The sequence below is a fragment of the Rhizobium sp. BK196 genome (assembly GCF_014193255.1).
Lineage (GTDB): Bacteria > Pseudomonadota > Alphaproteobacteria > Rhizobiales > Rhizobiaceae > Rhizobium.
In genome coordinates, this window is the sequence record NZ_JACHZB010000004.1 from 32270 (window position 1) to 58150 (window position 25881).

23 protein-coding genes and 1 tRNA gene are annotated in these 25881 nt (G+C 59.9%); 13 read left to right on the plus strand and 11 right to left on the minus strand.

Annotated features, from left to right (window positions below; translation table 11 throughout):
• The first annotated feature begins 8 nt into the window (after nucleotides 1-8).
• The 3 genes from ugpC to FHT78_RS15335 all read left to right on the plus strand — a co-directional run bounded on the left by ugpC (nucleotide 9) and on the right by FHT78_RS15335 (nucleotide 4482).
• Nucleotides 9-1085, plus strand: coding sequence for a sn-glycerol-3-phosphate ABC transporter ATP-binding protein UgpC (gene ugpC, locus FHT78_RS15325; protein ID WP_183745456.1), 1077 nt, complete (start codon nucleotides 9-11; stop codon nucleotides 1083-1085).
• Between the two features lie 70 nt (nucleotides 1086-1155).
• The gene (locus FHT78_RS15330; RefSeq protein ID WP_183745459.1) at nucleotides 1156-2031 is read left to right on the plus strand and encodes a choline kinase family protein; all 876 of its coding nucleotides are present in this window, start codon (nucleotides 1156-1158) and stop codon (nucleotides 2029-2031) included.
• Nucleotides 2032-4482, plus strand: coding sequence for an FAD-dependent oxidoreductase (locus FHT78_RS15335; protein ID WP_183745462.1), 2451 nt, complete (start codon nucleotides 2032-2034; stop codon nucleotides 4480-4482).
• A gap of 81 nt (nucleotides 4483-4563) precedes the next feature.
• Here the strand turns inward: FHT78_RS15335 and FHT78_RS15340 are convergent, their stop codons facing one another.
• Together FHT78_RS15340 and uxaC are read right to left on the minus strand one after the other, a co-directional pair.
• Nucleotides 4564-6021: a mannitol dehydrogenase family protein gene (locus tag FHT78_RS15340; protein ID WP_183745465.1), complete on the minus strand. Its 1458-nt coding sequence runs from the start codon at nucleotides 6019-6021 to the stop codon at nucleotides 4564-4566.
• Entirely contained in the window at nucleotides 6018-7433 is a 1416-nt protein-coding gene (gene uxaC / locus FHT78_RS15345; RefSeq protein ID WP_183745468.1) for a glucuronate isomerase, read from the minus strand. The genes FHT78_RS15340 and uxaC overlap by 4 nt, the downstream gene beginning before the upstream one ends.
• A gap of 169 nt (nucleotides 7434-7602) precedes the next feature.
• Here uxaC and FHT78_RS15350 point away from each other — a divergent pair, with 169 nt between their 5' ends.
• The 3 genes from FHT78_RS15350 to FHT78_RS15360 all read left to right on the plus strand — a co-directional run bounded on the left by FHT78_RS15350 (nucleotide 7603) and on the right by FHT78_RS15360 (nucleotide 10289).
• On the plus strand, nucleotides 7603-7812 hold the full coding sequence (locus tag FHT78_RS15350; protein ID WP_183745471.1) for a SlyX family protein: 210 nt from the start codon (nucleotides 7603-7605) through the stop codon (nucleotides 7810-7812).
• A gap of 101 nt (nucleotides 7813-7913) precedes the next feature.
• Nucleotides 7914-8540, plus strand: a complete 627-nt coding sequence (locus tag FHT78_RS15355; protein WP_183745474.1) for a ribonuclease D — start codon at nucleotides 7914-7916, stop codon at nucleotides 8538-8540.
• Nucleotides 8541-8762: 222 nt separating this feature from the next.
• Nucleotides 8763-10289, plus strand: a complete 1527-nt coding sequence (locus tag FHT78_RS15360; RefSeq protein WP_183745477.1) for a hypothetical protein — start codon at nucleotides 8763-8765, stop codon at nucleotides 10287-10289.
• 88 nt (nucleotides 10290-10377) lie between these two features.
• Here the strand turns inward: FHT78_RS15360 and rpsA are convergent, their stop codons facing one another.
• The 3 genes from rpsA to aroA all read right to left on the minus strand — a co-directional run bounded on the left by rpsA (nucleotide 10378) and on the right by aroA (nucleotide 14462).
• A complete protein-coding gene (gene rpsA / locus FHT78_RS15365) occupies nucleotides 10378-12081 on the minus strand; it encodes a 30S ribosomal protein S1 (protein ID WP_037100373.1) in 1704 nt (567 codons plus the stop codon).
• 176 nt (nucleotides 12082-12257) lie between these two features.
• Nucleotides 12258-12902, minus strand: coding sequence for a (d)CMP kinase (gene cmk / locus FHT78_RS15370; protein WP_183745480.1), 645 nt, complete (start codon nucleotides 12900-12902; stop codon nucleotides 12258-12260).
• Nucleotides 12903-13109: 207 nt separating this feature from the next.
• Entirely contained in the window at nucleotides 13110-14462 is a 1353-nt protein-coding gene (aroA, locus tag FHT78_RS15375; RefSeq protein ID WP_183745483.1) for a 3-phosphoshikimate 1-carboxyvinyltransferase, read from the minus strand.
• 274 nt (nucleotides 14463-14736) lie between these two features.
• Here aroA and FHT78_RS15380 point away from each other — a divergent pair, with 274 nt between their 5' ends.
• The 3 genes from FHT78_RS15380 to FHT78_RS15390 all read left to right on the plus strand — a co-directional run bounded on the left by FHT78_RS15380 (nucleotide 14737) and on the right by FHT78_RS15390 (nucleotide 16214).
• Nucleotides 14737-15117, plus strand: coding sequence for a TIGR02300 family protein (locus FHT78_RS15380; RefSeq protein WP_183745486.1), 381 nt, complete (start codon nucleotides 14737-14739; stop codon nucleotides 15115-15117).
• Between the two features lie 149 nt (nucleotides 15118-15266).
• Nucleotides 15267-15342: transfer RNA gene (locus FHT78_RS15385), tRNA-Ala, on the plus strand.
• A gap of 149 nt (nucleotides 15343-15491) precedes the next feature.
• Complete coding sequence (locus FHT78_RS15390; RefSeq protein WP_183745489.1) at nucleotides 15492-16214, plus strand: YoaK family protein; 723 nt, start codon at nucleotides 15492-15494, stop codon at nucleotides 16212-16214.
• 122 nt (nucleotides 16215-16336) lie between these two features.
• On the opposite strand, the gene FHT78_RS15395 is transcribed toward FHT78_RS15390, so the two are convergent.
• Entirely contained in the window at nucleotides 16337-16810 is a 474-nt protein-coding gene (locus tag FHT78_RS15395) for a hypothetical protein (protein WP_183745492.1), read from the minus strand.
• A 113-nt stretch (nucleotides 16811-16923) separates the two neighbouring features.
• Between FHT78_RS15395 and FHT78_RS15400 the strand changes: the two genes are divergently transcribed.
• Nucleotides 16924-17559, plus strand: a complete 636-nt coding sequence (locus FHT78_RS15400; RefSeq protein WP_183745495.1) for a trimeric intracellular cation channel family protein — start codon at nucleotides 16924-16926, stop codon at nucleotides 17557-17559.
• Between the two features lie 2 nt (nucleotides 17560-17561).
• Here the strand turns inward: FHT78_RS15400 and irrA are convergent, their stop codons facing one another.
• A complete protein-coding gene (irrA, locus tag FHT78_RS15405; protein WP_183745497.1) occupies nucleotides 17562-17981 on the minus strand; it encodes an iron response transcriptional regulator IrrA in 420 nt (139 codons plus the stop codon).
• A 303-nt stretch (nucleotides 17982-18284) separates the two neighbouring features.
• On the opposite strand from irrA, the gene fabA reads away from it, so the two are divergent.
• The 3 genes from fabA to fabI are packed head-to-tail and all read left to right on the plus strand — an operon-like array spanning nucleotide 18285 to nucleotide 20891.
• Nucleotides 18285-18800: a 3-hydroxyacyl-[acyl-carrier-protein] dehydratase FabA gene (gene fabA, locus FHT78_RS15410; protein WP_007814145.1), complete on the plus strand. Its 516-nt coding sequence runs from the start codon at nucleotides 18285-18287 to the stop codon at nucleotides 18798-18800.
• 46 nt (nucleotides 18801-18846) lie between these two features.
• A complete protein-coding gene (fabB, locus tag FHT78_RS15415) occupies nucleotides 18847-20079 on the plus strand; it encodes a beta-ketoacyl-ACP synthase I (RefSeq protein WP_183745499.1) in 1233 nt (410 codons plus the stop codon).
• 5 nt (nucleotides 20080-20084) lie between these two features.
• A complete protein-coding gene (fabI, locus tag FHT78_RS15420) occupies nucleotides 20085-20891 on the plus strand; it encodes an enoyl-ACP reductase FabI (RefSeq protein ID WP_183727439.1) in 807 nt (268 codons plus the stop codon).
• Nucleotides 20892-20936: 45 nt separating this feature from the next.
• Here fabI and FHT78_RS15425 read toward each other — a convergent pair whose 3' ends face one another.
• From FHT78_RS15425 to FHT78_RS15440, 4 genes are all read right to left on the minus strand, one after another.
• Nucleotides 20937-21953 carry a class I SAM-dependent methyltransferase gene (locus tag FHT78_RS15425; protein ID WP_183745502.1) on the minus strand — a complete coding sequence of 339 codons (1017 nt, stop codon included), beginning with the start codon at nucleotides 21951-21953 and terminating at the stop codon, nucleotides 20937-20939.
• Between the two features lie 134 nt (nucleotides 21954-22087).
• Complete coding sequence (pnp, locus tag FHT78_RS15430) at nucleotides 22088-24238, minus strand: polyribonucleotide nucleotidyltransferase (protein ID WP_183745505.1); 2151 nt, start codon at nucleotides 24236-24238, stop codon at nucleotides 22088-22090.
• A 331-nt stretch (nucleotides 24239-24569) separates the two neighbouring features.
• Nucleotides 24570-24839 carry a 30S ribosomal protein S15 gene (gene rpsO, locus FHT78_RS15435; protein WP_183745507.1) on the minus strand — a complete coding sequence of 90 codons (270 nt, stop codon included), beginning with the start codon at nucleotides 24837-24839 and terminating at the stop codon, nucleotides 24570-24572.
• A gap of 151 nt (nucleotides 24840-24990) precedes the next feature.
• Nucleotides 24991-25842, minus strand: a complete 852-nt coding sequence (locus FHT78_RS15440; RefSeq protein WP_183745509.1) for an alpha/beta hydrolase — start codon at nucleotides 25840-25842, stop codon at nucleotides 24991-24993.
• Nucleotides 25843-25881 lie beyond the last annotated feature (39 nt).

Genomic DNA, 25881 nt, shown 5'->3' on the forward strand with positions numbered 1-25881 from the left:
TTCGGAACATGGCAACGAGTGTCGTTCTTCAGAAGGTCGAGAAGCGCTATGGCCAGCTCGACGTCATCCACGGCATCGACCTGACGATCGATCCCGGTGAGTTCGCGGTCTTTGTCGGCCCGTCTGGCTGCGGCAAGTCCACGCTGCTGCGCATGATCGCCGGCCTCGAGGAAATCTCCGGTGGTGCGCTGCTGCTCGACAATGAGCGCATGAACGAAGTGACGCCCGCCAAGCGCGGCATCGCCATGGTCTTCCAGTCCTATGCGCTCTATCCGCATATGTCCGTCTATAAGAACCTTGCCTTCGGTCTCGAAACCGCAGGCTACAAGCGGGCGGAAATCGAACCGAAAGTACGCCGCGCCGCGCAGATCCTGCAGATCGAGAAGCTGCTGGAGCGCAAGCCGAAGGCACTCTCGGGTGGCCAGCGCCAGCGTGTTGCAATCGGCCGTGCCATCGTTCGTGAGCCGCGCATCTTCCTCTTCGACGAGCCGCTGTCCAACCTCGATGCTGAACTACGCGTCCAGATGCGCGTGGAGATTTCCCGCCTGCACCGCAGCCTCGGCAACACGATGATCTACGTTACCCACGACCAGGTGGAAGCCATGACGATGGCCGACAAGATTGTCGTCCTGAATTCCGGTCGCATTGAACAGGTCGGCGCTCCGCTCGACCTTTACAACAATCCCGCCAACCGTTTCGTCGCCGGTTTCATCGGCAGCCCGAAGATGAACTTCCTCAATGCCAGGATCGAGAGCGTCACTGACACTGGCTCGACGCTCAATGTCTGCGGCAACGCCATTCAGCTCGGCCGCCGGCTTGCCGGACAGGCGGGGCAGGACGTCACCTTCGGCATCCGCCCTGAACATCTTGCGTTGACGGAAGGCGGCACGGTTCTTTCGACCGTCAATGTCGATCTCGTCGAAAATCTCGGCGGCGCCACGATGCTCTACGCAACGACGCCGGACAATCAGGCGCTTACCATTGCGCTCGATGGCCAGCAGAAGGTCGAGCGCGGCACCAACGTGAAGGCGTCCTTCGATCCGGCGCGCTGTCACGTTTTCGACGCCACCGGCAAGACGATCTGAAATAGCCGCGGCTTGACAGCCGATCCCTCTCAAGCCCATCATTTCCTTGAGGGCTACGAGGGGGATACGCGTGACGCCTGAAGAGAGGATTCATGCGCTTGGCATCTGGCAAGGTCCGATCGACATATCTCCGATCACCGGCGGTCTAACCAACCGGAACTACTTGGTGAGGGATGGCGCGCTGCGGCGCGTCGTTCGCCTGGGCGAAGATATTCCGGTTCATCATATCAACAGGCAGAACGAGCTTGCGGCAAGCCGCGCCGCCCATGCGGCCGGCATCTCGCCTGCCGTTATCCATCATGCGCCGGGTGTGCTGGTTCTCGATTTCATCGACGCAGCGCCGCTATCGCCCGATGATGTCAGAAAACCGGAAACGCTTGCCCGTCTCATCCCCTTGATCCGCGCCTGCCACCACGACATGGCCCGCCATTTTCGCGGTCAGGCGCTGATCTTTTGGGTTTTTCATGTGATCCGCGATTACATCGCAAACCTGAAGGCTGCCGGCAGTCCTCATGCGCCATTGCTGGACGACCTGCTCGCGAAAGCCGAATGTCTCGAAGAAGCCGCAGGTCCTTTCGAGATCGCCTTCGGCCATAACGACCTGCTAGCAGCCAATTTCCTCGATGACGGCAGGCGGCTTTGGCTGATCGATTGGGATTATGCAGGTTTCAACACGCCGCTCTTCGATCTCGGCGGCCTTGCCTCCAACAGCGAGTTTTCGGAAGAGGTGGAGCGCCTGATGCTGGAGACCTATTTCGATCGGCCGCTGACGGATGATCTCAACCGCCGCTACCAGGCCATGAAATGCGCCTCGCTGCTGCGCGAGACGCTCTGGAGCATGATCTCCGAGATCCATTCGACCATCGATTTCGACTACGCTGCCTATACTGCCGAAAACCTTGCCCGCTTCGAGCGCGCCTATCGGGCATTTGAACAGGATCATTGAATGACGAAGGAATTACCGAAAACGGCAAAGGCCGTGGTCATCGGCGGCGGCATCATCGGCTGCTCGACCGCCTATCATCTGGCCAAGCTTGGCTGGACCGATACGGTGCTGCTGGAGCGTAAGAAGCTGACGTCAGGCACGACATTCCACGCCGCCGGCCTCGTCGGGCAATTGCGTACCAGCGCCAACATCACCCAGCTTCTGGGATATTCCGTCGATCTCTACAAGAAGCTTGAAGCCGAGACCGGTCTTGGCACTGGCTGGAAGATGAATGGCGGCTTGCGGCTTGCCTGCAATGAGGAACGCTGGACCGAAGTTAAGCGCCAGGCGACGACGGCGCAGTCATTCGGCCTCGAAATGCATCTTCTGAATCCGCAGGAGGCCTTTGATCTCTGGCCGCTGATGACGACAGACGATCTCGTCGGTGCCGCCTATCTGCCGACGGATGGCCAGGCCAATCCCTCTGACATTACCCAGGCGCTGGCAAAAGGCGCTCGCATGGCCGGTGTCTCGATCTTCGAGGACACGGAAGTGCTCGATCTCGAAATCGACAAGGGCAGGATCCGCGCCGTCATCACGGCACAAGGCCGCATCGAATGCGAACGGGTCGTGGTCTGCGCCGGCCAATGGACCCGCAGCTTTGCCACTCGCTTCGGAGTCAACGTGCCGCTCGTCTCCGTCGAACATCAGTATATCATCACCGAATCCTTCGGCGTGCCCTCCAATCTCCCGACCCTGCGCGATCCCGATCGGCTGACCTATTACAAGGAGGAGGTCGGTGGCATGGTCATGGGCGGCTACGAGCCGAACCCTATTGGCTGGGCTCTGGACGGCATTCCCGAGGGCTTCCACTATACGCTGCTCGACAGCAACTTCGATCATTTCGAACAGATCATGGAGCAGGCGCTCGGCCGTGTCCCGGCGCTTGAAAATGCCGGCATCAAACAGCTTCTGAACGGGCCTGAGAGTTTTACGCCCGACGGCAACTTCATTCTTGGCGAGGCACCGGAACTGAAGAATTTCTTCGTCGGTGCCGGTTTCAACGCCTTCGGCATCGCATCTGCCGGTGGCGCCGGCATGGCGCTTGCCGAATGGGTGACGAAGGGCGAGCCGCCCTACGATCTCTGGCCGGTCGATATCCGCCGCTTCGGCCGCCCGCATTTCGATACGGATTGGGTTCGCACGAGAACGCTGGAGGCCTACGGCAAACACTACACGCTGGCTTTCCCCTTCGAGGAATACTCGAGCGGCCGTCCATGCCGCAAGTCGCCGCTTTATGAACGGCTGAAGGCGCAGGGCGCCTGCTTCGGCGAAAAACTCGGCTGGGAGCGGCCGAACTGGTTTGCCGATCTCTTCGCCAATGAAGAGCCGAAGGATATCTACACATATGGCCGCCAGAACTGGTTCGGGGCCGTCGGCCGTGAGCACAAGGCGGTGCGTGAGGCAGCCGTCATCTTCGACCAGACCTCCTTTGCTAAATTCGTGCTGAAGGGTAGGGATGCCGAGACTGCCTTGTCATGGATTGCCGCCAACGATGTCGCAAAACCTGTGGGGTCGCTGATCTACACGCAAATGCTGAACGACAAGGGCGGCATCGAATGTGATGTCACCTGCGCACGCACCGCCGAAAACGAATATTACATCGTCACCGGCACCGGCTTTGCCACGCATGATTTCGACTGGATCTCGCGCAGCATTCCCGACGGCCTCCATGCCGAACTCGTGGATGTCACCTCGGCCTATACTGTGCTCGCGCTGATGGGCCCGAATTCCCGCGCGATCCTGGAGAAGGTCACGACAAGCGACGTCTCCAACGCGGCCTTCCCCTTCGGCCGGGTCAAGACCATCGGCATCGCCGGCTGCCCCGTGCGAGCGCTGCGCATCACCTATGTCGGCGAACTCGGCTACGAACTTCATGTGCCGATCGAATATGCGACGACTGTCTATGATGCGCTGATGGCCGCGGACGGGCAGTTCGGCCTCGTCAACGCCGGTTACCGCGCGATCGAGAGCTGCCGTCTGGAAAAGGGCTACCGCGCCTGGGGTTCTGATATCGGTCCTGATCATACGCCCATCGAAGCCGGACTCGGCTGGGCGCTGAAGACACGCAAGATCACGCCCTTCAAGGGGCGGGCGGCGATCGAGCGGCAGCTCGAAAGCGGCGTGAAGAAGATGCTCGCCTGCTTCGTGCCCGATGATCCTGATATCGTACTGCTCGGCCGTGAAACCATCTACCGTGACGGGAATCGCGTCGGCTGGCTTTCCAGCGGCGGCTTCGGTTACACCATCGGCAAGCCGATCGGCTACGGCTATGTCCGTAACCCCGACGGTGTAACGGAGGATTTTGTTCTCTCCGGCGCCTATGAGCTCGATGTGGCCTGCGAACGCGTGCCTTGCAAGGTTTCGCTAAAACCGCTCTATGACCCTGAAATGAAGCGGATCAAAGCCTAGACGATTGCGGTGAGAACCGGTTCCCCTTGACGCTTCCTCATCCCATGGCGGCCACGGGATGAGAACGGCGCGCAGCGCGCTTCAATAAAGGGGCAGCCTGTTGTCCTGGATAAGAATCTCCAGCTTGTTCGCCACGTCCTCCGTCCAGGCGATGTTCTCGGTCAATGCCTTTGGAAACAGCCCCGGCAGCTTGAACAGCGCAGCCGACACCGCCGCGCCATTGCGCGGCACATCGGCGATCAAGGCCGCAATCTCCCCGGCGCGAGGGTCACGCAGCTCATAGCGTTCGCCATTGCGATCGATGCCCGTCGCGTAGCGCATCCAGGCCGCAACGGCGATCGCATAGGTCTCCGCCTTGCTGCCATTGGCAAGTGCTTCCGTTGCCGGCTCCAGCAGGCGCTGCGGCAGTTTCTGTGTGCCGTCCATAGCGATCTGGTAGGTGCGGTGGGCGATCGCCTTGTTTGCAAAGCGTGCTATCAACTCGTCAGCATAGGCGTCGAGATCGATGCCGGGAACAGGATCCAGCGTAGCCGCCGCTGCATTCATGTGCCGGCGCGCAAGCGCTGCCAGTCCTGCATCATCCATGACATCGCGAATAAATTCATAGCCTGCTATATAGCCGAGATAGGCGAGCAGAGAATGCGCGCCATTCAACATGCGCAGCTTCATCTTTTCATAGGCCGAGACCTCCTCGACCATCAGCGCACCGTGAACTTTTTCCCAGGCCGGACGACCGTTGACGAAATGGTCCTCAATCACCCATTGGGTAAAGGGTTCTGTCTCGATTGCCGCCATGTCCGTGCGGCCCGTCAGCCGCTTGGCATCGGCATAGGTCACATCAGTGCTTGCCGGCGTAATGCGGTCGACCATCGTCGAAGGGAAGGGTACATTCGCCTCGATCCAGCAGTGCAGCTCCACATCGATGCGGGCGGTATATTCCAGCACCAGACGCCTCAGCACCGCGCCATTGCTCGGTAGGTTGTCGCAGCTGAGCGGCGTAAAGGGCGCGATACCCTTCTGCCGGCGCCGTGTCAGACCCTCTACGAGATAGCCGATGACACCGCGCGGTGCATGCCGGTTGGCCAGGTCGGCGACGATATCGGGATGCTTGAGGTCAAGCCCGCCTGTAGCCGGATCGAAACCATAGGCCTTTTCCGTTACCGTCATGCTGACAATGCGGATATTAGGATCTTCAAGCCGCGCCAGAAGGCCCGCCGGATCACGTGGCGCGACGTGCGTTTTCAGGATTGAGCCGATGACGTGAGCCGTCGTGCCCGATGTATCGCGGATCAGCACGGTATAGAGCCCGTTCTGGGCGGAGAGGTTATCCGCAACATCGGGGGTGCGCAGGCTTGCCACCTCGATGCCCCAGTCGCCGCCGGCGGCTGCCAGCGCGTCGTCCGTGAACGGTGCGAAATGTGCACGGAAGAAGGCGCCGGGACCGAGATGCAGGATGCCGGCCTTCAACGCATTTCGGTCATAGGCAGGAAGCTTCGCCGTCGGCGCAAGGCCGGTCACGTTCTGTAATCTGTCGCTCACAGCTTGTAGGCCTTCTTCGCATTGTCATAGGAAAGTTCGCGCGCGACAATCTCAGCTTCCTTCTTGGAAATCCGATGCTCGGCCGCCAGCTGCGCCAGGAAGCGGCAGACCTCGCGGCGCCAGACGTCGTGGCGTGCGGGGATCGACAGCAGGGCACGCGTATCGTCGTTGAAGCCGGCGAGATTGGCGAAACCTGCCGTCTCCACGACCTGGTCGAGATAACGGCGGATGCCGAGCGGACTGTCGTGGAACCACCAGGGCGGGCCGATCATCAAGCAGGCCCAATGGCCGGCCATCGGCGCTAGCTCGCGAGCATACGTCGTCTCGTCAAGCGTAAAGAGCAGGATGCGCAGATCAGGCGCATGACCGTATTTCGACAGCAGGGCGTTAAGGCCTCCGACCCAGTCGGTCCGTGTCGGAATATCGGCGCCCATATTCGGTCCGCGCGTTTCGAAAAGCGTGCGGTCGGTATTGCGGCGCGAGCCGGCATGGATCTGCATTACCATGCCGTCTTCGGCAGAAAGGCCAGCCATTTCCGTCATCATCTGCCCACGGAAAAGTTCCGCATCGGCGGCTGAAAGCGGCCCCTTCAGCGCCTTATCGAGCAGCGCCTGCTTGTCGGCAAGCGGCAGATCCGCGGTAAAGGCGCTCGGCACGCCGTGGTCGGTCGCCGTCGCCCCGAATTGACGGAAATAGGCGCGCCGCTTGCGATGCGCCTCAATGAGACCATCCCATTTGGCGACGTCGCAGGCGGTGATCTCTCCGAACTTGACCAGATTGTCGCGGAAGCCGACGGCATCGGGATCGGTGACGCTGTCAGGCCGGTAGGTCGTGCGCACTTTGCCGATCCAGCCGTCCGCCGCCATCTTCTGGTGATGTGGCAGCGGATCGAGTGCACCTTCCGTCGTGGCGATGGTTTCGATGCCGAAGCGCTGGTGCAGCGCCCGCGGCCGGAACTCCGGAAGCTTGAGCTGCGCATTGATGTGATCGTAGAGCGCATCGGCATTCTCCGCCGTCAGCGGCTCGGTGCATCCGAGCACGGCCGACATGGCATGATCGACCCAAAGGCTCGAAGGTGTTCCGCGGAAAAGGTAATATTGCGCGGCAAAAGCACGCCAGATATCGCGACCGCTGGAAACCCGCTTGCCGTCGAGACGCGGCACGCCAAGCTGGTCGAGTTTTGTGCCGGTGCTGTGCAGCATACGGAAGAGATAATGGTCGGGAATAACGAGCAGCGACGAGGCGTCTTCGAAGGCCTTGTCGTCAGCAAACCAGGACGGTTCGGTATGTCCGTGCGGGCTGACGATCGGAAGTGCGCGCACCGTCTCGTAGAGATCGCGCGCTATTGTCCGCGTGGCCGGATCGGCGGGAAAGAGCCGGTCCGGATGAAGAAAGCCATTGTCAACATCCATCAGTTTTCCTCCCAGATGGATAGTGGCCTACCCCACATCATCAGATGCGGCAAGGGCTTTTGGTAACCAGACGGTCCACTTTCGGAATCGTTTCGTAGGGACTCGAACCCATTGACGCTCCGGCCTATTTCGGCTTTGGAATTCCACCTGATTTCAGGGGAGAAAACCGATGTCCGATGAGGCAACCCGTATCACAAGACTCGAGGAAATGCTGGCCTATCAGGCAAAGACGATCGATGAGCTTTCCGATCAGCTTGCCGAACAATGGAAGGTAATGGACCAGACCCGCGCCAAGCTTGACAGGTTGACGGAGCGTTTCCTCAGTCTCGAGGAACAATCGCTGGAAGCACCGGCAATCACCAAGCCACCGCACTATTGAGCATTTAGCGGCGCTTAAGGCCGCCTGCAGCAGGAAAGCGGTTTCGCGTTTTCGCCCTTTGCGATATAGCCCGGAAAGATAAGCTGAACGAGAGACATCCCATGGCGGCCACCATCCGTTATCACCAGGGCGATATTTCCGCGGCGGATGCCGCCCGTTACACCGGTGCGATCGCGATCGACACTGAAACGCTGGGCCTCGTTCCGCGCAGGGACCGTCTCTGCGTCGTTCAGCTTTCACCGGGCGACGGCTCTGCCGATGTGATCCGCATAGCGGCCGGTCAGAAGGAAGCGCCGAACCTCACCGCGCTGCTTGCCGATCCGTCGCGCCAGAAGATCTTTCACTACGGCCGCTTCGATATCGCCGTGCTCTTCCATACGTTCGGTGTCACCACGACACCGGTCTTCTGCACGAAGATCGCTTCGCGCCTCATCCGTACCTACACGGATCGCCACGGCTTGAAGGACAATCTCAAGGAGATGCTCGACGTCGATATTTCCAAAGCGCAGCAATCCTCAGACTGGGCTGCCGAAACACTCTCGCAGGCGCAGCTCGAATATGCCGCCTCCGACGTCCTTTACCTGCATGCGCTGCGCGACAAGCTGAATGAGCGCCTGATTCGCGACGGCCGCCTGGAACACGCGACAGCCTGCTTCGAATTCCTGCCGACGCGCGCCAAGCTCGATCTTCTCGGCTGGGAAGAGGCAGATATCTTCGCCCATAGCTGAGGCGCATTTTATCCGACATACCAGCACGGCCGCGGACATCGTCTGCGGCCGTTAGCTATTCATTAAGACGTCTTCGTTAAGATTATTGTTAATTTTTATGCACTCGACGGCACAAAAAGTGCCGATGCGGACAGGAGGATCTGCCGGGATGCAAGAGACCGGATGAGCGCGGTCTCTTTGTAGAACCTGCTTTCATAGCCACTTAGCGAAAGGAGCGTGCCTGTGTTGTCTCCCATTCGTTCAGCGTCCAATGCAAGCCTTTCTTCTCAGGGCCAGACGGCGGCAATCGTTGCCGGTGGCCTCGGCCGTTCGGTGGTCGCCCCCACCCCGGTGAATGCAGTTGAAGCTGCCGATCTCAATGCAGCGATTGCCGGCAAGCTCAATATTCTGCTCATTGCCGCGCGCCAGCGCATGATTGAAGCGCTTCTCGACATCATCAATGCGACTGGACGCAACATCGCACTACAACGCGGTGAGGGCGAATCCGATCAGGCCTTTGCCGCCCGTGTCGCTGATGCCATCCGTCGCATGCCCGATGCCGAGATCGATGCGGTCGAGCGTCAGCTTTCCGACGACGGACATAGCCTGCCGCTGAGAGTGATCGCCGCTGCCCTCAAGGACCCGACCGGGCCGGAGGCCACCCGTGTCATCGCCTATTTCGAGATTATCAGTTACAAAGACAGGGATCTCGCAGCCCGCGCCGTTGTCCGCTCTTATCGTCAGAATGATGCCGCGCCGCTGCCGCGCACCGAGCCGCGGCCGGAAATCAAGCTTCAGGGAGAAAACCTGTCCGCTGCACGTCAGTCCGCCGCAAAACCGGTTGAAAGTGCGGCGATGTCCGCTGCCGAAGAAATCGTTTCGGCCGAAGCAGTTGTTGTCATGACGACCGATCCAACCGTCGAGGACCAGCAGACCGGCAGTCAGCCCGCCACAGCGGCGCATGAAGCTTCATCGCAGGCGACCACCTTGAGAGAGACAGAAGAGGTCCAGGCTGCGCCGGTAGAACAGGAAGCGGTCGAGCCGGAACAGGCCGGGCCTGCTCTCGAACAGCAGACGATCTCCCCTAAGTCTGATCCGGTTATCCCGCGCAACTGGACCGGCATCGCCAGCTCCATGACCGAACAGGTTTCGCAAATGATCGCAACGATCATCCGCGAGCAGGAAGCAACTGTTCTGTTGACGGATACGCCCGTCGAAGCCGCCGTCGAAATCGATGTTATGCTGGACGAGGCCGTCATCAGCGAGGCGACGGAGAGCCTGGTTCGCACAACCCCGGAAGATGTGATCGAGCCTGCATCTGCCCAGGCCGCCCAGGCTTCTCGCCCATCTCAGGCAGAAGTCGCTGCGGCTGCCCAGACAGCGCGCCCCATCAGGGAAACCGCTGCACAGCCGCAGCCGGTTCCCATCCCGGTCGTCGAGACGCCTTCCTATGTTCCACTCGCAGCCCGCATGCCGGAAGGGCTTCCCTACGCGCAAACGCCTTACCAGTTCGCCCGCGATGAATATAAGGCGACCAAGGCCGATGACCCCCCTCGTCGCCATCACGAAAACGGCGGCTCGCAGGATCAGCAGCAACAGCAGCAGGCGCAATCCGGTCAGGGCGGCGATGAGCAGCAGGCCGGGGAGGGCGAAGCCCCGCGGGAGGAGCGGCGCCAGCCGAAAATGTTCGATCCCGATCCGTCGACTGCTCGGGCAACAGTCGCCGACCCGGTCTATGCCCTCTACCAGCGCATGGTCGGCTGGGAATAATCCAACCGGAATTTCAGACAATCTCCTAAAACAAAAGAACCCGCCGGATCGCTCCGGCGGGTTCTTCATTTCAAAGGATCAGCGAAAATTATTCGCCGCCGCGGTTCTTCAGAGCAGCACCCAGGATGTCGCCGAGCGAAGCGCCCGAGTCGGACGAACCGAACTGAGCGACGGCTTCCTTCTCTTCTGCGATTTCCAGAGCCTTGATGGACAGCATGATCTTGCGGTCCTTCTTGGAGAAGTTGGTAACGCGGGCGTCAACGGTCTGGCCGACCGAGAAGCGTTCCGGACGCTGCTCGTCGCGATCGCGGGCGAGGTCGGCGCGACGGATAAAGGAAGTGATGTCCTCGTGGTTGACGAGCTTCACTTCGATACCGCCGTCGTTGATCGCGATGACTTCGCAGGAAACGACTGCATTCTTGCGAAGGTCGCCGGAAGCTGCCGCTTCGCCGACTGCATCCTTGCCAAGCTGCTTGATGCCGAGCGAAATACGCTCCTTCTCGACGTCGACGTCAAGAACGACTGCCTTGACGACGTCGCCCTTGTTGAACTCCTCGATGACCTGTTCGCCTGGACGGTTCCAATCGAGGTCGGAGAGGTGAACCATGCCGTCGACATCGCCGTCGAGGCCGATGAACAGGCCGAATTCGGTCTTGTTCTTGACTTCGCCTTCGACTTCAGTGCCGGCCGGATGGCTGCGGGCGAATGCTGCCCACGGGTTTTCCAGCGTCTGCTTGAGGCCGAGCGAAATACGGCGCTTGGACGGATCGACTTCGAGAACGACGACTTCGACTTCCTGGCTCGTGGACAGGATCTTGCCGGGGTGAACGTTCTTCTTGGTCCAGGACATTTCCGAGATGTGGATCAGGCCTTCGATGCCCGGCTCCAGCTCGACGAACGCACCGTAGTCGGTGATGTTCGTGACGGTACCGGAAATCTTCTTGCCTTCCGGATACTTGGCCTGGATACCATCCCACGGATCGGACTCGAGCTGTTTCATGCCGAGCGAGATGCGGTGGGTTTCCTGGTTGATGCGGATGATCTGAACCTTGACCTGCTGGCCGATGTTCAGGATTTCCGACGGATGGTTCACACGGCGCCATGCCATGTCGGTGACGTGCAGCAGGCCGTCGATGCCGCCGAGGTCAACGAACGCACCGTAATCGGTGATGTTCTTGACGACGCCGTCAACAACCTGGCCTTCTTCGAGGTTCTGAACGATTTCAGAACGCTGCTCGGCACGGGACTCTTCCAGAACCGTACGGCGCGAAACCACGATGTTGCCGCGGCGCTTGTCCATCTTGAGGATTTCGAAGGGCTGCGGGTTGTGCATCAGCGGAGTAACGTCGCGGATCGGGCGGATGTCGACCTGAGAACGCGGCAGGAAGGCGATCGCACCGTCGAGGTCGACCGTGAAGCCGCCCTTGACCTGGTTGAAGATAACGCCTTCGACGCGCTCGCCAGCTTCGAACTTGGCTTCGAGCTTGATCCAGCTTTCTTCGCGGCGAGCCTTCTCGCGCGACAAAACAGCTTCGCCAAGCGCGTTTTCGATGCGCTCGACGTAAACTTCGACTTCGTCGCCGACCTTCAGCGAACCGTCCTTGGCACGTGCGCCGAATTCCTTGAGCGCGATGCGGCCTTCGACCTTCAGGCCAACGTCAACAACGGCGACATCCTTTTCGATGCCCGTGACGATACCCTTGGTAACATAGCCTTCAGCCAGATCGTTCTTGGCAAAGGACTCTTCGAGAAGGGCCGCGAAATCCTCGCGAGAGGGAGTAGCTACTGACATAAAATCTCCTGCGTGGCCTTCGATAGCTTCAAGGCTCACGTATGCGCCGGTTGGTTCGAGTTGAATGGGCCTGAACCCAGTCCGCCTTTTTTCAAGAAGGCAATCCGGCGCGTGGACGGAATTTCAGGCTTGCTTTCGCACGAGCGTCCCGCGCATGAAACGCGGAAAGCGCTTGATTAGGCATTTCGGCTCAAGGCGGCGTCGATAAACGACTTAGCAGCTTGAAACGCGGCCTCTATACTCATTTCCGACGTGTCAAGCAAGTGCGCATCGACTGCCGGTTTCATCGGGCTGTCCGCCCGGTTCATGTCGCGATCGTCGCGCCGTTTGACGTCTTCGAAGATCGCTTCGAAATCTGCTGATCCACCCTTGCCGATAATCTCGTCGTAACGGCGCTTCGCACGGACTTCCGGCGATGCCGTCACATAGAGTTTTACCGGTGCGTCGGGGCAAACTACGGTGCCGATATCGCGCCCGTCGAGAACCGCCCCCGGCGCTTTCTCGGAAAACCGCCGCTGCGCCTCAACCAGCGCCCGGCGAACCGCCGGCATCACGGCAATTTTCGAGGCGGCTTCGCCGATCTCGTGTTTCGACAATATATCGCGATCGAGGCCTGCGAGTTCAACCTCCCGCGCCATCTTTTCAGCGACAGTCTCGTCGTCGAGCGGCAGTCCGGCATCTATGAGTGCCTTTGCCGTCGCCCGGTAGGTGAGGCCGGTGTCGAGATGGTGAAAGCCGTACTCCTCCGCGATCCGGCGCGAGAGCGTGCCTTTGCCCGCTGCGGCCGGACCGTCGATGGCGATGATGAAGCTGTCGGTCATAGAGTCATTCCGTACAAAGGCTGCCATAACGGCATACCAATTCCTGAATTTCGGCTCGCTTTGCCATCTCGGTAAGGTCCTTGGCAATATCCGTGCAGCCCGCAACCTGCCGCTTCCGGATGACCTTCGTGCTCGAGTGGATGGGCACGGATCAGCGCATGCTGCACATTGAGATCGTCTTCGCGGCAACGGTATGGCTGGTACATATCAGGCCTGCTCGATCTTCGCCCCGAGGCTCTCCATCAGGTCCATGAACTGAGGAAAGCTGGTTGCAATCACACTGCCGTCGTCGATCCCGACAGGATGCTCTGAAGCCAGCCCCATGACAAGGAAACTCATGGCGATACGATGGTCGAGATGCGTGATGACCTGCTCGCCGCCAGCATTGCCGAGCCCCTTGCCATCCGGCCGGCCGGTAACGGAAAGCCAGTCCTTGCCTTCTTCGCATTCGACGCCGTTGAGCTTCAGCCCTTCCACCACAGTCGTGAGCCGGTCCGATTCCTTGACCCGCAGTTCCTGTAGCCCGTTCATGACCGTTCGGCCCTTGGCAAAGGCGGCGGCGACGGCAAGTACCGGATATTCATCGATCATCGACGGTGCCCGCTCGGTCGGAACGCTGATACCGGTCAATTCCGAATGGCGCACGCGCAGGTCCGCGATATCCTCGCCGCCCGCAAGCCGCGGATCGAGGATCTCGATATCGGCGCCCATCTCCTGCAGCGTCAGGATTAACCCAGTTCTCGTCTGGTTCATCAGCACATTGGAAATAGTGATGTCCGAGCCCGGCACCAGCAAAGCCGCCACCAGCGGGAAAGCCGCGGAGGAGGGATCGCCAGGCACGTCGATGATCTGGCCGGTTAGCTTGCCGCGGCCCTGTAGACGGATCGTCCGCGTGCCGTCCTTGTCGGTCTTGATCGAAAGTTCCGCGCCGAAACCAGCCAGCATCTTTTCCGTATGGTCACGCGTGATCGCTGGTTCGATAACCGTTGTCACGCCCGGTATGTTGAGACCGGCCAGCAGCACCGCCGATTTCACCTGTGCCGAGGCGACGGGCAGGGTATAGCGGATCGGTGCCGGCGTTTCAGGCCCGCGCAGCATGACCGGCAGGCGGTCGCCCTCCACGGCCTTCACCTGCACGCCCATGCGGCGTAATGGATCAAGCACGCGGCCCATCGTTCGCCGGGAAAGCGAGGCATCGCCGGTAAAGACGGTGTCGAAATCATAGACGCCGGCAAGGCCCATGATCAGGCGTGCGTCGGTGCCGGAATTGCCAAAATCGAGCGGAACCTCCGGCGCAAGCAATGCGCCGTTGCCCGTTCCGTTGACGGTCCACGCGTCGTCTTCCTTACGGATCACGGCACCCATGGCCTGCATAGCCTTGCCGGTATTGAGCACATCCTCGCCTTCGAGGAGCCCGGTAATGCGCGTTTCCCCCGATGCCAGCCCGCCGAGTATCAGTGCACGATGCGAGATCGACTTGTCGCCGGGAATGCGGACGGTTCCGGAAAGCCCAGCGGATTTGTGGGCGATGGCCGGCTTCGATGCGGAACCCTGCGACATGGGTTAATCCCTTGCTAAGGCGACATATTCGCGCCGCTCACAGCTCGCTGCCGGCATGTTTTCTCGGTTGATTCTGCGGCAATCGCGGCTGGTTAGCACAAACTTGCCGAGCGGTCATCCGCGATGCTGGCGAAAAGCCTGGAGTGTCCGTGAACTTTAGCTTTGACACGGGAAGCCGTACCGATTAAGGGGACCGGCTTATAAATTCCGAATAGAACGCCGGTTTGACGGCATTTGCCGAATCTCGCATTCGGCCATTCTCACGAGGCTTATAGTGGCGAAAGCGGAACTTGGAACCAAGCGCACCGATCCGGAAACCGGCAAGAAGTTCTACGATCTGAACCGGGACCCGATCGTTTCTCCTTACACCGGTAAATCCTACCCCCTGTCCTTCTTCGAAGAAACCTCGGCAATTGCCGAAGTTCAGGACGAAGATGAGGTTGCAGAAGTCGATACCGAAAACACCGAAGTCGAATTGGTTTCGCTTGAGGACGCCGATGACAATTCCGGCGGCGACGACATCCCGGATATGGGCGACGACGATGTCGAAATCGAAGGCGATGACGACGATACCTTCCTCGAAGCCGATGAAGATGACGAAGATGACGACATGAGCGACATCATCGGCGTCACCGGCGACGAAGACGAAGTCTGATCGAACGAATACCGGCCCGGACGACAAAAATTTCCCGGGCCGGATTTTTTAGGCTTGCCATCTGCGAAAACCGCAAGTAATAAGCCGCCACTCCAGAGGGAACGCCTTCCGGAGCATCCCAGGACCGGCGCAAGCCGGACCACCCTGATGGGGCTATAGCTCAGCTGGGAGAGCGCTTGCATGGCATGCAAGAGGTCAGCGGTTCGATCCCGCTTAGCTCCACCAAATTATCCCGAATGCAGTTCCATAGGCAATTCAGGTCAACGTAACTGACATTTTTCAGCAATTGCCCGGTTGTCAGCCTTGTCGAAGGCTGAAAGCGAGTTCTTATATCGGTTGAGGCCAGCCGATTCGGCGCCTGCCGGACCCAGACCATGACACGAGCAAGACGCCGCCGCATTATCAGAACCCGCAGGACCGCGACCGGACTGGCGCTGGTTGGCTCGATTTCCTTTCTTGCGGGAATGACAGATGCGACCGGCCTGCTTCTGACCGGCGACTTCGTATCCTTCATGACCGGCAACACGACGCGGGCGGCACTGGCCCTGAGCAGCGGCGATATCAGGCATGCTGCAGTGCTGCTGTCGGCTATCATCGTCTTCGTGCTTGGCAATGCCGCTGGTATTGTCGTCGCGCACCGGGCCGAAAGGCGCATCTTCGTCGTGCTCTGCTGCGTCAGCCTCATGCTTGCGCTCGCTTCGATGATGACGCTGCAGGATCTGCTGATGGCGCGTTTCTTTCTGATCGTTTTCGCAATGGGCATGGTGAATGCGGCGGTTGAGCATATTGAAGGGCTGCCGATCGGTCTGACCTATGTGACCGGCGCACTGTCGCGCTTTGGCCGCGGCATAGGCCGCTGGATCATTGGCGACCGGCGCCTCGATTGGACCATTCAGGTTGTGCCGTGGGGCGGCATGGTGCTCGGGGCCATCAGCGGGGCGCTCATGACGCGCCTTGTGGGCGCGCAGGCGCTGTGGCTGGTCTCCGTCTTCGCGATGGCACTCGCGATTGTCGCTTTGTTTATTCCACGCCCGCTGCAGCGCCGGTTCAATCAAAAGATCGGAGCCTCCGGCCCCCATTCGGCGCGTGCCAGATAACCGTCCCATGACACCCAGCCGAGCCTGAACGCTGAGAATCTGGGGACTGCCCTTCGCGAATGGTACAGCTCGTCGGCTACTATGTCGCCGGCCGCACTCCGGCGCTCTTTCCGAATTGAGGCCTATTTCTTGGAGATGGTGACGAATTTCGTACCCCGCACGCGGGTGGTGACGAGGCAAGGGTCGCCGCCGGTGCGATCGCAGAAACGGGGATTCATTTTCATTGCGAGTACCATATTGCCGAAACGCTTGATGAAGTCGTAACCGTAGATCTGCGCGGTCGCGATCATGAAATAACCGCCTTCGGCCACCTGCAGATAAAAATTATAGGTGCAGCCGTCTTCATTGCATTGCGGACCCTTCTGGCCGTCGCAGGTGAGTTCGCCCTCGTTGATGACCACGTCCATCAGCCCGTCATTGTTGATATCCTGGCGGGTGAGGAAGCCATTACCGAAGGATGCCTCCGTGCATTGTTCCTGGAAATGCTTCTTTTCGTAGATCTCCGGGTCGGAGATCAGCGACTGCTGTGCGAAGGCCGCGACTGGCATGACCAGCAGCAAAACGACGTTCAGGAGTACGGGCAACAGCGTCTTCACGGCTTTCCTCTTATGGATAAAGGCTCTCTGGCCTTCCATTCTGGGCGCGCCGCCTTGCGCCGCCCTTGCCGCGATGATTCAGTGGGTCTCGTTCCGCCGGTCTGGAGGCCCTGATGTCATTGCTCGTCTATCTCGATTATGCCGGCATTGCCCTCTTTGCCGCAACCGGCGCGCTGGCCGCCTCGCGCAAGCAGCTCGACCTGATAGGCTTTCTGTTTTTCGCGATCGTGACGGGGACGGGCGGTGGTACCGTGCGCGACATCATCCTCGGCCGCGTGCCGGTCTTCTGGGTGTTGAACCCGTTCTATATTGTCATCTGCTGCATCGCGGGCATTGTCGTTTTCTTTACGGCCCATCTCCTGGAATCGCGCTATCGCCTGCTGATCTGGCTCGATGCGGTCGGTCTTGCCGCCTATTGCGTGCTCGGCGCCGCCAAGGGATTGGCCGCGACCGGCTCGCCGACGATCGCCATCGTGACCGGCGCGTTGACGGCGACCTTCGGCGGCATCCTGCGCGATCTCCTGGCAAACGAACCATCCGTGCTGTTGCGCCCGGAAATCTACGTGACGGCGGCCCTGGTGGGATCTGGCGTCTTTACCGGTGCCAATGCGCTTGGCGCCGAGCTCTACATCGCATCGGCCTGCGGTGTCGCGGCAGCCTTCGCAGTACGTGGCGGCGCCCTGTGGTTCGGCTGGACATTCCCGACCTACAAGCACATGCCTGGCCGGCACCCCGACGACGTGATGTGATGTCAGATCTGCTTGTGCCGCAGGCGGATGACGACATCGACGTGGGCAATTTCCATGCCCTCGGGCGGCGGCGGCAGATTGTCGATCGTCAGTTTGCTGATCGGAATATCGAGCACTTCGTTTTCGCCTTCGACGAAAAAGTGATGGTGATCGGAGACATTGGTGTCGAAATAGGTCTTGGCGCTCTCGACGGCGAGAACGCGGATCAGACCAGCTTCCGTGAACTGATGCAGCGTGTTGTAGACCGTCGCGAGCGACACCGGTACACCAGCGGCAACCGCTTCCTCGTGCAGTTCCTCGACGGTCAAGTGCCGGTCGCCCTTCGCAAACAGGAGGTCGCCAAGCGCGACGCGCTGGCGTGTGGGACGCAGGCCTGCGCTGCGCAGCCTGACCTCAATGGCGATCGGGGTTTCACCCGTCATTAACACCAACTCCGGTTATTCTGGCGAAAAGCAATCATGTTTGTTCCAAGCGATATAACTTTTGCGCAAAAGCCTTTCAATAGTTCAATGGGGACAAGAGCCTTCGAAAGGCCGCAAAAACGGGCTTCTGAAGCAATTAGGTCTGGTCCCGGCCCTGGCCTTCCTGTATGCGACCACCAAATACTGGCTCAGGCCCAGTCCGGAACCAAAAAATGAAGCCGCCACGCTTGCGCTTCATTTTCTGAAGAACTTGGACTAAAGACACACATCCATCGCCAAGAACGCGGGGGGAAACAGAGATTTATGACGACCAGACAGTCCAGCTACTCCTATGAAGAACTCATCGCCTGCGCACATGGCGAGCTGTTCGGGCCTGGCAATGCGCAACTGCCTTTGCCGCCTATGCTGATGGTTCATCGGATCACGGATATCTCTGAAACGGGCGGCGCCTTCGACAAGGGCTACCTGCGGGCCGAATACGATGTTCGCCCTGACGACTGGTATTTCCCCTGCCATTTCGAAGGCAACCCGATCATGCCCGGCTGCCTCGGCCTTGACGGCATGTGGCAGCTGACCGGCTTCTATCTGGGTTGGCTCGGCGAACAAGGCCGCGGCATGGCGCTCTCGACCGGCGAAGTGAAGTTCAAGGGCATGGTCCGTCCGCACACGAAGCTGATTGAATATGGTATCGATTTCAAGCGCGTCATGCGCGGCCGTCTGGTGCTCGGCACTGCCGATGGCTGGCTGAAGGCGGATGGCGAAACCATTTATCAAGCGACCGATCTTCGCGTCGGTCTCTCGAAAGACAAGACGGCCTGAAAACCGCATTTCAAGCGGCTCACGAAAACAACAAGGGTTTGATCAGATGAGACGGGTAGTTGTCACGGGTCTAGGTGTCGTGTCTTCGATCGGAAACGACGCGGCCGAAGTTACCGAATCCTTGCGCCAGGCAAAGTCCGGTATTTCCTTCTCCAGCGATTTTGCCGAACACGGCTTCAAGTGCCAGGTCTGGGGAAGCCCCAAACTCGGCGCCGACAAGCTCGCCGAACTGGTCGACCGCCGGGCCATGCGCTTCCTCTCGCAGGGCGGCGCCTGGAACCATGTCGCCATGAAACAGGCGATCGCCGATTCTGGTCTGGAAGAGAAGGAATACAGCGAAAACGAACGCGTCGGCATCATCATGGGTTCCGGCGGTCCGTCCACGCGCACGCTCATCGAAGCAGCCGAGATCACTGTCAAGAACAACAGCCCGAAGCGCATCGGTCCCTTCGCCGTGCCGAAGGCCATGTCGTCCACCGCGTCAGCAACGCTCGCCACCTGGTTCAAGATCCACGGTGTCAATTACTCGATCTCTTCGGCCTGCTCCACGTCAGCGCATTGCATCGGCAATGCCGTCGAGATGATTCAGTGGGGCAAGCAGGACATGATGTTTGCCGGCGGCCACGAAGATCTCGACTGGACCATGTCGAACCTCTTCGACGCCATGGGGGCCATGTCCTCCAAGTATAACGACACGCCGGAATCGGCTTCTCGCGCCTATGACGTCAGCCGTGATGGCTTCGTCATCGCCGGCGGCGCTGGCGTGCTCGTCCTCGAGGAGCTGGAACATGCCAAGGCGCGCGGCGCCAAGATCTACGCCGAAATCATCGGCTACGGCGCAACCTCCGATGGCTATGACATGGTCGCTCCCTCGGGCGAAGGTGCTATCCGTTGCATGCGCCAGGCGCTGGCGACCGTGAAGGGTGATGTCGACTACATCAACACGCACGGCACTTCGACACCGGTCGGCGACAGCAAGGAAATCGGCGCCATCCGCGACGTTTTCGGCGAAAAGCTGCCGCATATCCAGTCTACCAAGTCGCTGACGGGCCATTCGCTCGGCGCAGCCGGTGTGCAGGAATCGATCTATTCCCTGCTGATGATGCAGGAAGGTTTCATCGGCGAAAGCGCGCACATTAGGGAACTCGATCCGGAATTCGAAGGTGTGCCGATCGTCCGCAAGCGCATCGACAACGCCAAGATCGATATTGCTCTTTCCAATTCTTTCGGCTTCGGCGGCACGAACGCCACGCTCGTGTTCCAGCGCTTCAACGGATAATAACAATGACCGGAATCATGCAGGGTAAGCGCGGCCTCATCATGGGCGTCGCAAACAACCACTCGATCGCGTGGGGAATCTCGAAGGCGCTCGCTGCACAGGGCGCAGAACTCGCTTTCACCTTCCAGGGCGATGCACTTGGAAAGCGCGTCAAGCCACTTGCAGCCGAACTCGGCTCCGATTTTCTGCTCCCCTGCGATGTCGAGGATATCGCTTCGGTCGATACGGTCATCGACACGATCAAGGAGCGCTGGGGCAAACTGGATTTCATCGTCCATGCCATCGGCTTTTCCGACAAGAACGAGCTGAAGGGCCTCTACGCCGATACGACGCGCGAGAATTTCAGCCGTACTATGGTCATCTCCTGTTTCTCCTTCACGGAGATCGCCAAGCGCTGTGCGCCGCTGATGGAGGATGGCGGCACCATGCTGACGCTGACCTATAACGGCTCGACGCGCGTCATTCCGAACTACAACGTCATGGGCGTCGCCAAGGCCGCTCTGGAAGCCTCCGTGCGCTATCTGGCGGCCGATTACGGCCCGCGCGGCATCCGCGTCAACGCCATTTCCGCCGGCCCGATCCGCACGCTCGCCGGCGCCGGCATTTCCGATGCCCGCGCCATCCTGTCGTGGAACCAGCGCAATGCCCCGCTGCGCAAGACCGTCACCATCGATCAGGTCGGCAGTTCCGCGCTCTACCTGCTTTCAGATCTCTCGACGGGCGTGACCGGCGAAATCCACTTCGTCGATGCGGGCTACAACATCACGTCCATGCCGACACTGGAGACGCTGCGCAAGGCAGACGTCGAGTAGGGCCGGACAGGCTTAAAAAGAAAAGGCGACACCGGCCGCCTTTTTTCATTTCCGTGCCCACAACACCTTGAAGCGGGCATTGCGGCAGGTCTCGCCGCTATCCTTGAAATGCTCCGCGAGCACCGGCTCATACGGCAGGCCGCGATTGGCCACAAGCATCAGGCGTCCACCGCCGCGCAGCGAAGAGGCGGCCGTCTTGATCATCGCTTGTCCAAGTGAAGGTTCAGCGGCATGGCCCTCATGGAAGGGCGGATTCATAATGACGAGATCGTACTTATCCCGCACCGGCTCGCCCGCCAGATCGTGCCAGAAGAAGCGCGCAGGCGCGTTCGGGCAGTTCTCCGCCAGATTGGCCTTGGCGGCCTCCAGGGCCTCGTAGTTGGCTTCGTAGAGGTCAAGGCGGGCAAGGTTCGGAGACTTCTGCGCCAGTTCGATGGAGAGATAGCCCCAGCCGGCACCGAAATCGGCCGCATCGCCAATGAAATCGGTGGGCAGGCGCGAGGCGAGAAGCTGCGAACCTGCGTCGAGCCTGTCATGCGAGAACATGCCGGGCGAGGCGATGAAGCGGCCGTCGACGCGCACCGGCGACTTGCCGAACTTCGAAACGATTTCGCTGACATCGGCCGGCCGGCCGAACCAGAAGGCGACGCCATGATATTTCGGCATATGTTCGGTATCGAGGCCGAAACTTTCCACACGTTTGCGCAGTGGCTGGATACCGTCTTCCTTGCCGCCGGCAACGACGATCAGCCCACCTGCCTTCACGCGGGAAAGGGCGGCGGCGATATTGGATTCGTTTTCACCCTTGTGTTTGGTGCAGAGCACCAGGCCCGCATCGTAGTCTTCACCGTGGATCTCCGGATTGGCTTCGATACGTTGTGCCAGAAGCTGCCTGTAGAGCGGTTTGAAGCCCTGCACGGCCGCAAGCGACGCGGTAAAACCCGCAGGCAACCCAAAGCCCGCCTCTGCCCCAAGAAAGAGCACACGCTCGCCTTCGCCGGGCGATGCTACTGTTTCGCTGACAAAGGGGTGGAAGAGAGTTTTTAGCGTTTCGCGGCTCATGGTCTGGTCCCGTCGTCTGGAGCAATTCCAGAAAAAGTGCGCAGCGGTTTTTTCGTCCGCGATTGCGCAAAGGTCGAATACAAAAAGGGCGCGGAAACAGTCCCGCGCCCGGATATCAGTTCAGAAGGCGCGGCTTATTCGGCCGCTTCATCCTTCTTCTTGTCGCCCTTTTCTGCGGCCGGGATTTCCTGGCCGGTGGCCTGATCGACAACCTTCATGGAGAGGCGAACCTTGCCGCGCTCGTCGAAGCCGAGCAGCTTGACCCAGACCTTGTCGCCTTCCTTGACGATATCCTGGGTCTTTGCGACGCGCTCGGAAGCGAGCTGCGAAATGTGAACGAGGCCATCACGGGCGCCGAAGAAGTTGACGAAAGCCCCGAAGTCGGCGGTCTTGACAACAGTGCCTTCGTAGATCTGGCCGACTTCCGGCTCGGCGACGATCGAGTGGATCCACTTGCGGGCCGCTTCGATTTCCTTGCCCGAGGAAGAGGCGATCTTGACGGTGCCGTCGTCTTCGATGTTGATCTTGGCGCCGGTCTTCTCGACGATTTCGCGGATGACCTTGCCGCCGGAGCCGATGACTTCGCGGATCTTGTCGACCGGAATGTTCATGACTTCGATGCGCGGAGCAAATTCCCCGAGCTGGCCACGGCTTTCGGTGATGGCCTTCGCCATTTCGCCGAGAATGTGAGCGCGACCACCCTGGGCCTGGGCAAGAGCGACCCTCATTATCTCTTCGGTGATACCGGCGATCTTGATGTCCATCTGCAGCGAGGTGATGCCGTCGGCAGTACCTGCGACCTTGAAATCCATGTCGCCGAGGTGATCTTCGTCACCGAGAATGTCGGAGAGGACGGCGAAGCGATCGCCTTCCAGGATCAGACCCATGGCGATACCGGCCACCGGCTTTGCGAGCGGTACGCCCGCGTCCATCAGAGCAAGCGAGGTACCGCAGACGGTGGCCATCGAGGACGAGCCATTCGACTCGGTGATCTCGGAGACGACGCGCAGCGTGTAGGGGAATTGTTCGGCGGACGGCAGCATCGGGCGAATTGCACGCCATGCAAGCTTGCCATGACCGATTTCACGACGGCCCGGGGAGCCCATGCGGCCGGTTTCGCCAACCGAGTAGGGAGGGAAGTTGTAATGGAGCAGGAAGCGCTCCTTGTACATGCCCGTCAGGCTATCGACATACTGCTCGTCTTCGCCGGTGCCGAGGGTGGCAACCACGATCGCCTGCGTTTCACCGCGGGTGAAGAGCGCCGAACCATGCGTGCGCGGCAGAAGGCCGACTTCCGATACGATCGGACGAACGGTTTCGAGGTCGCGGCCGTCGATGCGGCTCTTGGTGTCGAGAATGTTCCAGCGGACGATCTTGGCCTGCAGATGCTTGAAGATCGCGCCGACTTCCTCAGCCGTGTACCGGGCTTCGCCTTCCTCGGGGAGGAAGTGCGCCTTCACCTTCGCCTTGACAGCGTCGACGGCGGCGTAGCGATCGGCTTTCTGGGTGATCTTATAGGCTTCGCGAAGCTCACCTTCGGCAATGCCGAGCATTTCGGTTTCGAGAGCGGAATAGTCTTCCGGCTGGAAGTCACGCGGCTCCTTGGCGGCAACTTCGGCGAGCTTGATAATCGCGTCGAGAACCGGCTGGAAGCCCTTGTGGCCGAACATGACGGCGCCGAGCATGACGTCTTCCGGAAGCTCCTTGGCTTCGGATTCGACCATCAGGACGGCATCGTAGGTGCCGGCAACGACGAGGTCGAGGCTCGATTCATCCATCTCGTCGAGATGCGGGTTGAGAACGTATTCGCCGTTGATGTAGCCGACGCGTGCGCCGCCGACCGGCCCCATGAAGGGAACGCCTGATAGCGTCAGCGCAGCCGAGGTCGCAACCATGGACAGGATGTCCGGGTTGTTCTCGAGATCGTGCTGGATGACGGTGACGACGACCTGCGTGTCGTTCTTGTAGCCTTCCGGGAAGAGCGGGCGGATCGGGCGGTCGATGAGACGGGAAACGAGGGTTTCGTTTTCGCTCGGGCGACCTTCGCGCTTGAAGTAGCCGCCGGGGATCTTGCCGGCCGCATAGGTCTTTTCTTGATAGTTAACCGTCAGCGGAAAGAAGTCCTGGCCAGGCTTCGGCGCCTTGGCGGAAACGACCGTCGCGAGAACGACGGTTTCGCCGTAGGTGGCGAGTACGGCGCCGTCAGCCTGGCGGGCGATCTTGCCGGTCTCAAGCTTGAGCGGGCGGCCTGCCCACTCGATTTCTACTTTATGTGTATCGAACATGTCCTGTCCTTCAATGCGGCCGGCGCGCCTCGTCCATCAGGAGCAGCGCAGGGTCGACCGCAATCAGTGCGACGTATCACGGGCAAGACAACGGGAAGCTTTGAGCGGACGATTTCCTTGGGAAATCGGGCCAAAGCTCCTGCGAAACTTTGGCCGAAAGCATCCGGCAATCCTGCCCCATGACAGGTCAGCGGTTGGTCTGGCAGATCCGGCCCATCCGGGCCTGCCGTCTTTCCATTCACGCAGATAGCGCGCACCTGGAAAATGTCACCGGGAGACGCACTCCCGAAAAACATTCGGCGGGCGAAAAGCTTCGCCCGCCGAAAAATCATTAGCGGCGGATACCCAGGCCGTTGATCAGCTTGGTGTAGCGGCCTTCGTCCTTCTTCTTGAGATAGTCAAGAAGCGAGCGGCGGCTGGAAACGAGCGTCAGCAGACCACGGCGGGAATGGTTGTCCTTCTTGTGGTCCTTGAAGTGTTCCGTCAGGTTGTTGATGCGCTCGGTGAGGATCGCAACCTGTACTTCCGGCGAACCGGTGTCGCCTTCGGCGGTCGCATATTCCTTGATCAGCGCAGCCTTGCGCTCAGCAGTGATCGACATCGGACAATCCTTTCGTTGAGAGGAGCTTAAGTCGCCAAAAGCCGGGATGTCGTCCAGCCTTGGCCGCGAATGCAATCGGGAATACCCTGATGCTGGCGCTGCCTATAAACCAAATAAGCAGCGATGGAAAGAGGGGGCACCCGCCGCGGTTTCAGCGCCCCGCCATAGCGTCCCGGATCATCGCATCGTATCCCTGTGGATCCTGCAGCATGGCGAAATGGCTGGCATCCTTCAAGATGACGAGTTTTGCGCCTGGAATTTCCTTCGCCATCATTTCCGTATGATCGAGCTTTACCGCTTCGTCATGATCGCCGATGGCCAGTGTGATGGGTATCGTGATCTTTCCGAGATCCGCCGCCGTCCAGGCAGGCTGTGTCGCCCACATTTCGGAGATCTGGGTGACGAAGGCGTCGTATTCGTTCGGCGTCGGCGACAGCTTCTTGTAATATTCGCCGGCGACATTGATATAGTCGTTGAAAGTCTTGTTGTTCATCACGTCGGCTTTCACGCCGTCGGTCGTGACATTTGCTGCTTGGGCGATGACGCGCGTAAGCTTCTCCGGATGTTTCATTGCCATGTCGATGCCGATGATGCCGCCATCCGACCATCCGACCAACGTCACCTTGCCGATTTTCAGATAGTCGAGAAGTGCCGCATAATCCGATGTCATCAGATCGTAGCCGAAAGGCTGCTGGCTGCGCGTGGAGCGCCCATGGCCGCGGCTGTCGGCAACGATGACGAGGTGATCCTTGGCGAAATCGGCGACCTGATGGCCCCAGACGTCGGCATTTCCAAGCCCGCCATGGATGAAGAGGATCGGGTCGCCCTCGCCATATTCGGCGTAATACATCGTGATATCGTTGACGTCGGCCATGCCGCTTGCCTTCGGCTCCGGCATGGGAGGAAAGGCCGGAAGTTCGGCCCAGCGCTCGCCAGATTGAGCGATCGAAACCGTAAGAAACAGCGAAAAGAATGTCAGTATTCCCAATGCAATTCTGCGCATATTCTTCCCCTTTGACGGGCCGTTATGGCCCGTCGGAAA